The sequence below is a fragment of the Kitasatospora sp. NPDC059803 genome (genome assembly GCF_042732255.1).
GTDB lineage: Bacteria > Actinomycetota > Actinomycetes > Streptomycetales > Streptomycetaceae > Kitasatospora.
In genome coordinates this window covers 26,615-34,644 of the sequence record NZ_JBHWIJ010000010.1, presented here as the reverse complement: position 1 = coordinate 34,644, position 8,030 = coordinate 26,615, and the positions used below count along the sequence as shown (strand labels likewise).

The 8,030-nt window shown below is 73.5% G+C and carries 8 protein-coding genes; 3 read left to right on the top strand and 5 right to left on the bottom strand.

Going from position 1 to position 8,030, the window contains the following annotated elements:
• Positions 1 to 228: 228 nt before the first annotated feature.
• Positions 229 to 1,494 carry a beta-ketoacyl-ACP synthase II gene (gene fabF, locus ACFV6I_RS03095; RefSeq protein ID WP_063347461.1) on the top strand — a complete coding sequence of 422 codons (1,266 nt, stop codon included), beginning with the start codon at positions 229 to 231 and terminating at the stop codon, positions 1,492 to 1,494.
• Between the two features lie 106 nt (positions 1,495 to 1,600).
• Here fabF and ACFV6I_RS03090 read toward each other — a convergent pair whose 3' ends face one another.
• Positions 1,601 to 2,095 carry a DUF3145 domain-containing protein gene (locus tag ACFV6I_RS03090; protein ID WP_380423398.1) on the bottom strand — a complete coding sequence of 165 codons (495 nt, stop codon included), beginning with the start codon at positions 2,093 to 2,095 and terminating at the stop codon, positions 1,601 to 1,603.
• 352 nt (positions 2,096 to 2,447) lie between these two features.
• On the bottom strand, positions 2,448 to 3,473 hold the full coding sequence (locus ACFV6I_RS03085; protein ID WP_380423397.1) for an NADP-dependent oxidoreductase: 1,026 nt from the start codon (positions 3,471 to 3,473) through the stop codon (positions 2,448 to 2,450).
• Positions 3,474 to 3,578: 105 nt separating this feature from the next.
• Between ACFV6I_RS03085 and ACFV6I_RS03080 the strand changes: the two genes are divergently transcribed.
• Together ACFV6I_RS03080 and ACFV6I_RS03075 are read left to right on the top strand one after the other, a co-directional pair.
• A complete protein-coding gene (locus ACFV6I_RS03080) occupies positions 3,579 to 4,043 on the top strand; it encodes a MarR family winged helix-turn-helix transcriptional regulator (protein WP_063347464.1) in 465 nt (154 codons plus the stop codon).
• A 138-nt stretch (positions 4,044 to 4,181) separates the two neighbouring features.
• Entirely contained in the window at positions 4,182 to 5,723 is a 1,542-nt protein-coding gene (locus tag ACFV6I_RS03075; RefSeq protein ID WP_380423396.1) for an LCP family protein, read from the top strand.
• A 22-nt stretch (positions 5,724 to 5,745) separates the two neighbouring features.
• On the opposite strand, the gene ACFV6I_RS03070 is transcribed toward ACFV6I_RS03075, so the two are convergent.
• The 3 genes from ACFV6I_RS03070 to ACFV6I_RS03060 form a co-directional block, all read right to left on the bottom strand.
• Positions 5,746 to 6,654, bottom strand: a complete 909-nt coding sequence (locus tag ACFV6I_RS03070; RefSeq protein WP_380341009.1) for a 1-aminocyclopropane-1-carboxylate deaminase/D-cysteine desulfhydrase — start codon at positions 6,652 to 6,654, stop codon at positions 5,746 to 5,748.
• Between the two features lie 24 nt (positions 6,655 to 6,678).
• Positions 6,679 to 7,329: a response regulator gene (locus ACFV6I_RS03065; protein WP_380423395.1), complete on the bottom strand. Its 651-nt coding sequence runs from the start codon at positions 7,327 to 7,329 to the stop codon at positions 6,679 to 6,681.
• Between the two features lie 4 nt (positions 7,330 to 7,333).
• Positions 7,334 to 8,030 (bottom strand): sensor histidine kinase (locus ACFV6I_RS03060; protein WP_380423394.1); only part of this gene is annotated, 697 nt, incomplete at its 5' end.

Genomic DNA, 8,030 nt, shown 5'->3' with positions numbered 1-8,030 from the left:
CTCCAGCGCCGTGCGCCCGGCCGAGTCGCGGGCCGGGGTTAAAAACACCACCAGAATCCCCTGTGCCACCACAGCCCCTGCCCCCCCCCCCCCGGAAGCGCCCCCCCTGACGGTCACCGGGCCCCGCCCCCCGCCCCCCCCCGGGGGGCGGGCTCCCCCCCCGGGCGCCCCGCCCGGGCCCTTCCTCGGCTCGCCGCCGACCCCACGATCGTGAGAGAAGAAGAACCAGTGACCGCTGAAAACCGTACCGTGGTCGTCACGGGTATCGGCGCCTTCACGCCGCTGGGCGGCGACGCCGCCACCACCTGGGAGAACCTGGTCGCAGGACGCTCCGGAGTGGCGGCCCTGACCGAGGAGTGGGCCGCCGAGCTGCCCGTCAAGATCGCCGCCCGCACGGCCGTCGAGCCGGGCGAGATCCTCCCCCGGCCGCTGGCCCGCAAGCTGGACCGCTCGGCCCAGTTCGCGCTGATCGCCGCCCGTGAGGCCTGGGCCGACGCCGGCTACGAGACGCCGGCCACCGACGACTCCTCCAAGCTCGCCCCCGAGCGCCTCGGCACCGTCATCGCCTCCGGCATCGGCGGCGTGACCACCCTGCTCGACCAGTACGACGTGCTGAAGGAGAAGGGCGCCCGCAAGGTCTCCCCGCACACCGTCCCGATGCTGATGCCCAACTCCCCGGCGGCCAACGTCGGTCTGGAGGTCGGCGCCCGCGCGGGTGTGCACACCCCCGTCTCCGCCTGCGCCTCCGGCGCCGAGGCGATCGGCTACGCGATCGAGATGATCCGCACCGGCCGCGCCGACGTCGTGGTGGCCGGCGGCACCGAGGCGGCGATCCACCCGCTGCCGATCGCCGCGTTCGCCAACATGATGGCGATGTCCAAGAACAACGACGACCCCGAGGGCGCCTCCCGCCCGTACGACAAGGGCCGGGACGGCTTCGTGCTGGGCGAGGGCGCCGGCGTGGTCGTGCTGGAGTCGGTCGAGCACGCCGAGGCGCGCGGCGCCCGGATCTACTGCGAGGCCGTGGGCCAGGGCCTGTCCTCGGACGCCCACCACATCGCCCAGCCCGAGCCGACCGGCGCCGGCGTGGCCCGCGCACTGGCCGACCTGTTCGACCGCAACACCCTGGACAAGGCCGAGATCGTGCACGTCAACGCGCACGCCACCTCGACCCCGCAGGGTGACACCGCCGAGCTGAAGGCGCTGCGCAAGGAGCTCGGCGACGACCTCGACCACATCGCCATCTCGGCCACCAAGTCGATGACCGGCCACCTGCTGGGCGGCGCCGGCGGCATCGAGACCGTCGCCACCGTGCTGGCCCTGTACCACCGGATCGCCCCGCCGACCATCAACGTCGACGAGCTGGACGACGACGTGGACGCGGACATCGTGCGCGGCGAGGCCCGCCCGCTGCCCGAGGGCCGGATCGCGGCGCTGAACAACTCGTTCGGCTTCGGCGGCCACAACGTGGTGCTGGCCTTCCGCTCCCGCTAGTCCGCACACCGACCCGGTACGCACCGACTCGGTACGCACCTGGTCCGAACGCACCGAGAGGGGCCGGCGCTCGCCGGCCCCTCTCGTGCGTCGTGCGCCCGCCGGCTCAGACCACCTGGTGCAGCCAGCGCACCGGTGCCCCCTCGCCCGCGTAGCGGAACGGCTCCAGCTCGTCGTCCCAGGGCTTGCCCAGCAGCCGGGAGATCTCGGCCTCCAGGTCGGCCCCCTCGCTGCGGGCCCGCAGCAGGACGGCGCGCAGCCGGTCCTCGGGGATCAGGATGTCGCCGTGGATGCCCGTGACGGCGTGGAAGATGCCGAGCGAGGGCGTGCTGCTGTACCGCTCCCCCTCCGCCGTGGCGCAGGGCTCACTGGTGACCTCGTACCGCATCAGCTGCCAACCGCGCAGTACGGAGGCGACCTTCGAGGCCGTACCGGGCTCCCCTTGCCAGGAAAGCTCGGCACGCCAGTGTCCGGGCGAGGCCGGCTGGCGGATCCAGTCCAGGCTCACCCGTACACCCAGCACCCCCGCGACGGCCCACTCGACGTGCGGGCACAGCGCGCGGGGCGCGGAGTGGATGTAGAGAACTCCACGTGTCGTCACCGGGACCTCCAGGCTGTGGACGAGGGTCGCCTTCCCCAGCTGCCTCGTGCCTGCAGTTGATCCACAGTTACCCACGTTAGCCGACATTAAGCTACTAAATTGAGCAAAACGGACAGGCTTTCGCTCAATGCTAGTCGAATCCTCAACGAGGTCTACCCCTCGGCCGGATCTCTCCCCCGAACGGCCCCATCGCCAGGCGGGACCCACCGTACCGCGCCGCCCCGCACCGTGGATGACGCACTTTCGGATCCGGCCGGAATGCGGTAGTGCGACCGATTCCCCTGCGCCCGTACGCAAACCGCCCCGCACGCCCGGTGGGGGGCGGCGGGGCGGTCAGCGAGCTGACGGAGGGTCAGCCGTCCAGGCGGACCACCATCTTGCCGGTGTTGACGCCGCGCAGCAGGTCGAGGAAGGCGTCCGCGGTGCGCTCGAAGCCGTCCACCACGGTCTCCTCGTGGCGCAGTTCACCGGACGTCAGCCAGCCGGCCACGTCGGCGACGAACTGCGACTGCAGCGCCGCGTGGTCGCTGACCAGCATGCCCTCCAGGCGCAGCCGCTTGCCGATCGCGAGCGCCAGGTTGCGCGGGGCGGCGGGGGCGGTGGTGTCGTTGTACTGGGCGATCGCGCCGCAGAGCACGGCACGGCCGTGCACGGTGAGCGCGCCGATCGCGGCCTCCAGGTGCTCCCCGCCGACGTTGTCGAAGTAGAGGTCGATGCCGTCGGGGGCAGCCTGGGCCAGCTGCTCGTGGACCGGGGCGTCCTTGTAGTTGAAGGCGGCGTCGTAGCCGTAGACGTCCACCAGCTTGGCGACCTTCTCCGCCGAGCCGGCCGAACCGACCACCAGCGAGGCGCCCTTGAGCTTGGCGATCTGGCCGACCATGCTGCCGACCGCGCCGGCCGCGCCGGAGACGAAGACCTTGTCGCCCTTCTTGAGGCCGCCGACGGCGAGCAGCCCGGCGTAGGCGGTCAGGCCGGGCATGCCGAGCACGCCGAGGTAGGCGGAGAGCGGGGCGGCGGCCGGGTCGACCTTGACCGCGTGGCGGGCGTCCAGGGTGGCGTACTCGCGCCAGCCGAGGCCGTGCAGCACGGCGTCGCCCGGGGCGAAGCCCTCGGCCCCGGAGGCGACCACGTAGCCGACCGCGCCGCCCTCCATGGCCTCGCCGAGCCGGAACGGCGGGGCGTAGGACTTCACGTCGTTCATCCGGCCCCGCATGTACGGGTCCACCGACAGGAAGGCGTTGCGGACCAGGATCTCGCCCGGGCCCGGGGTCCGGACCGGGGCCTCGACCAGGGCGAAGTCGGTCGGCACCGGCCAGCCCTGGGGTCGGGCGGCGAGGTGCCATTCACGGGCGGTCGCGGGTGCGGCCTGCTCTGCCATGGGAGGCGCTCCTTAGGTGGTTCCGATGCATGAAAGGTTGAGCTACTGAAGTAACGATGGGCATGAAAGGTTCATGTTGTCAACTTTTCAGGTAGACTCTCGGACATGGACACCCAGTCGACCCGGACCGCCACGCCGCAGTCCGACGAGATCACCCGCGAGGTCGTCGATCTGATGGCCAACCTGGTCGCACTGTTCCATCGCGAGTACGAGGAGGCGGCCGCCGCCCGCTCGCTCACCGGCGCCCAGGCCAAGGTGCTCGCCCTGCTGCGCCGCGGCCCCATGCCGATGCGCCAGATCGCCCAGACGCTCAGCTGCGAGCCGTCCAACATCACCGGCATCGTCGACCGGCTCGAAGCCCGCGGCTTCGTCACCCGGGAGGCCGACCGGCAGGACCGCCGGGTCAAGCTGGTCGCCGCCACCGGCACCGGCGCCACCGCCTCCGAGGAACTGCGCGAATCGCTGAACTTCGCCCGCGAGCCGCTGGCCGCCCTCGGCCACGACGAGCGGGCCGTCCTGCGCGACCTGCTCCGCCGGATGCTCACCGGCGCCGCCGGCCCCGGAGCGTGACCAGCATCCGGGGCGTGATCAGCATCACAGCCCCGGAGCGAAATCCGGGCCGCCGGCAGAGGTAACCGAACAGCCCGTCGAAACGTCTAATGTTCGAACATCGAACACGAGAGACGGAAAGACGGGGGGACACGGAGGATGGGCAGCAGCACGCGCAGGCGCCGCTACCTGCGGACAGCCATCGGCCTGGCCGCCGTCCTGGTGCTGTCCGTCGTGGGCGCCGGGGCCTGGTTCTACCACCCGCTGGACCACAACATCACCACCTTCGACCCGGGCGGCGTCGCCACCGAGCGCCCGCCCGCGCCCGCCCCGGTCACCCCCGGCGCCCAACTGCCGGTGAACATCCTGGTGCTCGGCTCGGACACCCGCGACGACGGCAACAGCGCGATCGGCGGCGGCGACGAGGGCGTCGGCCACTCCGACACCGCGATGCTGGTGCACGTCTACGCCGACCACAAGCACGCCGTCGGCGTCTCCATACCCCGGGACACCCTGGTCACCATCCCGTCCTGCAAGCTGCCGAGCGGCACCTGGACCACGCCCCGGAACAACCAGATGTTCAACTCGGCCTTCACCATCGGCGAGTTCCCCAAGGGCAACCCGGCCTGCACGCAGAACACCGTCGAGACGCTCACCGGCCTGCGGATCGACCACACCATCGTGGTCGACTTCAAGGGCGCCGCCGCGATGGCCGACGCCATCAACGGCGTGGACGTCTGCGTCCCCAACAACGTCGACTCGCACGGCATACACCTCCGCAAGGGCATGCAGAAGCTCTCCGGCCAGCCCGCCGTGGACTACCTGCGGGCCCGCTACGGCTTCGGCGACAACTCCGACATCGGGCGGATGAAGCGCCAGCAGGCCTTCGTCTCCTCGATGATCAAGAAGGTGCAGGGCCAGGGCTTCTCCCTGCCCACGCTGCTCCCGCTCGCCGACGCGGCCACCCGCTCGCTCACCGTGGACGAGGGGCTGGGCACCGCGATGAAGCTGGTGGACTTCGCCCGCTCGCTCCAGGACATCAAGCTGTCCGACATCACCTTCGTGACCGCGCCCTGGCGCTTCGCCGGCGAGCGCGTCCAGCTCGTCCAGCCGGACGCCAACACGCTGTGGCGGCTGCTGCGCGAGGACCGCACCCTGGACGGCCAGAGCACCTCCGGCACCGACACCCCGGCGCCCTCCCCCACCGCCCCCGGCCCCGACGGCGCGACCCCGGGAGCCTCGGCCGGCCCGTCCGCACCGCTCACGCCCGAACAGGCCGCGGCCCCCGTGCTGGTGGTCAACGGCGTCGGCACCCCCGGCCTGTCCACCTCCGGCGGGGAGGCGCTGCGGGCCCGGGGCTTCCAGAACGTCACGCTCGGCAAGCCCGCCGGCGGACGGATGCAGACCGAGATCAGCTACGACCCGGCCCTGAAGGCCGCCGCCGACCAGGTGGCCGCGCTCTTCCCGGGGGCGCGCGCGGTCGAGGAGCCGGGCTCCGAGGGCATCACCGTCACCCTGGGCCGCGACTACCGGCCCAGCCCCGCCACCAAGCTGGACGCGGTCGGCAGCGGCCCCGGCGCCAAGTCCTCCGCCCCCGCCACCGCCGACCCGAGCGGCGTGCCCAGCGGGGTGCCCACCGGCATAGCGGAGAACACCCGCGGCGCCGACACCGACCCGTGCGCCGACCTGACCTTCGGATGAGCCGTTCCGGCCCGATCCGGGTCTACTCCGGGTCGGGCAGGCCGGTGACGACGGCGGTGAGCCGGGTGCCGCGGGGGAAGGCTCCGGCGGCGGCCAGGCCGGTCAGCGCGGCCAGCAGCTTGGCCACGTAACGGCGTTCCAGCGGGATGCCGTGGCGGGCTTCGAACCGCTCGGCGAAGGCGGCCAGTTCGGCCGGGACCTTGCCGTAGCCGCCGCCGTGGTGCGCGTGGTCGATCCGCCAGTTGTCGAACTCCCGGCCGTAGGCGGCCCGGTGGAGCCGGGTGACCTCGCCCTCCAGGTAGCCCTCGCCGCCGCGCAGCACGGCCACGCCGAGCGCCCGCGCGCCCGGCGGCAGGCCGGCCGCGATGCCCGCCAGGGTGCCGCCGGTGCCGACCGGGCAACAGACCACGTCGTGCCCGCCCAGGTCGGGCAGTTCGGCCGGGATCGCCGCCGCGCCGGTCACGGCCAGCGCGTTGGAGCCGCCTTCCGGGAGCACCAGGCAGTGGCCCCAGCGCCCCTGCGGACCGGCCGTGGTGCCGGCGGCGGCGCGGCCGGTGGCCTCCCGGTACTCGGCGCGGGTCAGGAACTCCAGCCGCATCCCGGCCCGTTCGGCCGCCCGCAGCGACCAGTTGCGCGGCCGGTCGGCCAGCTCCTCGCCGCGGACCAGCCCGACGCTCTCCAGGCCGAGCGCCGCGGCGGCCGCCGCGACCGCCCGCAGATGGGTGGAGTACGCCCCGCCGAAGGTCAGCAGCCGGGTGTGGCCCTGGGCGACGGCGGCCGCCAGGTTGGGCGCGAGCTTGCGCCACTTGTTGCCCGGGACGCTCGGGTGCAGCAGGTCGTCCCGTTTGAGCCGCAGTTCCACTCCGGCCCGCGCGAACACCTCGTCGGTGCAGTCCACCAGCGGGGTCGGCAGCAGGGCGGGTTCGAGCATCCGGCCAGCTTAGACCGGTCGGTCTTATGGCCGGCCGGTCGGGGTGAGCAGCCCCAGGTTGTAGGCGGCGGCGACGGCGGAGGCGCGGTCCTTGGCGTCGAGCTTGGCGTAGACGTGGATCAGATGGGTCTTCACGGTGGCCTCGCTGATGAACAGCCGGGCGGCGGCCTCCCGGTTGGTGGCCCCGGACGCGACCAGTTCCAGCACCTCCAGCTCGCGCGGACTGAGCGGCTCCCGGACGGGCGCGCGGACCTGGCCGAGCAGCTTGGCGGCGACGGTCGGCGCGATCACCGAGGCGCCGCGGGCGGCCTCCCGGACGGCGTGGAACAGCTCCTCCCGGGCGGCGTCCTTGAGCAGGTAGCCGGTGGCGCCGGCCCGGACGGCGGGCAGCACGTCGGCGTCGGTGTCGTAGGTGGTGAGCACCAGGACCCGCCCGGGCAGGCCGCGTTCGGCCATCTCGCGGATCGCGGTGACACCGTCCATCCGCGGCATCCGCAGGTCCATCAGCACCACGTCCGGGCGCAGCGCGGCAACCAGGACCAGCGCCTCGGCGCCGTCCCCGGCCTCGCCGACCACCTCGAAGCCGGGGGCGGCGGTGAACATCCCGCGCAGCCCGTCCCGCACCACCGGGTGGTCGTCCACCAACAGCAGTCTGATCGTCGTCGCGTCGCTCACGGTGCTACTCCTCCATGCTGATCGCCGGCAGGGTCGCGGACACGGTCGTGCCGGCGCCCGGTTCGGTCTCCAGGTCGAGCCGCCCGGCCAGGCGCTGCACGCGGCGGCGCATCACGTCCAGACCGTAGCCGCCGCCGGCGGCCCGGGAGGCGGGCTCGGCGGCCGGGTCGAAGCCGACGCCGTCGTCCCGGACGTCCAGGGTGACCAGGCCGGGCATGTACGAGAGGGTGACCCCGACCCGGGAGGCCCGCGCGTACTTGGCGGCGTTGGCCAGCGACTCCTGGGCGATCCGCAGCAGGGTCACCTCGACCTCGGGGTGCAGCGGGCGGGCCTCGCCGGTGACGGTCAGCCCGGCGGCGGCGTCGTTGCGCTCCCGCCACTGCTCGACCAGCTCCGCCAGCGCCTCCGGCAGCGCGGCGCGCTCCAGTTCGATCGGGCGCAGCGCGTGGACGGCCCGGCGGGCCTGGGTCAGGCTCTCCCGGGCGAGGGCCGCCGCGTTCGCCTGGTGCCGCTCGGCGGCCGCGGCGTCCTGGGCGCGGGTCTGGTCGGCGGCCTGGAGCTGGGTGACGATCCCGGCCAGGCCCTGGGCGACGGTGTCGTGGATCTCCCGGGCGAGCCGGCGGCGCTCCGCCGCGGCCCCCCCCACCCGCGCCTCGGCGAGCCGTGTTGGGTGCAGTCCGGCCGGCAGCGCGGGCGTGGAC

Excerpts from the sequence above, each read along its gene's own strand:
- ACFV6I_RS03085 (WP_380423397.1), bottom strand. The coding sequence starts at position 3,473 with ATGGCAGAGCAGGCCGCACCCGCGACCGCCCGTGAATGGCACCTCGCC.
- ACFV6I_RS03080 (WP_063347464.1), top strand. The coding sequence starts at position 3,579 with ATGGACACCCAGTCGACCCGGACCGCCACGCCGCAGTCCGACGAGATC.
- ACFV6I_RS03075 (WP_380423396.1), top strand. The coding sequence starts at position 4,182 with ATGGGCAGCAGCACGCGCAGGCGCCGCTACCTGCGGACAGCCATCGGC.
- ACFV6I_RS03070 (WP_380341009.1), bottom strand. The coding sequence starts at position 6,654 with ATGCTCGAACCCGCCCTGCTGCCGACCCCGCTGGTGGACTGCACCGAC.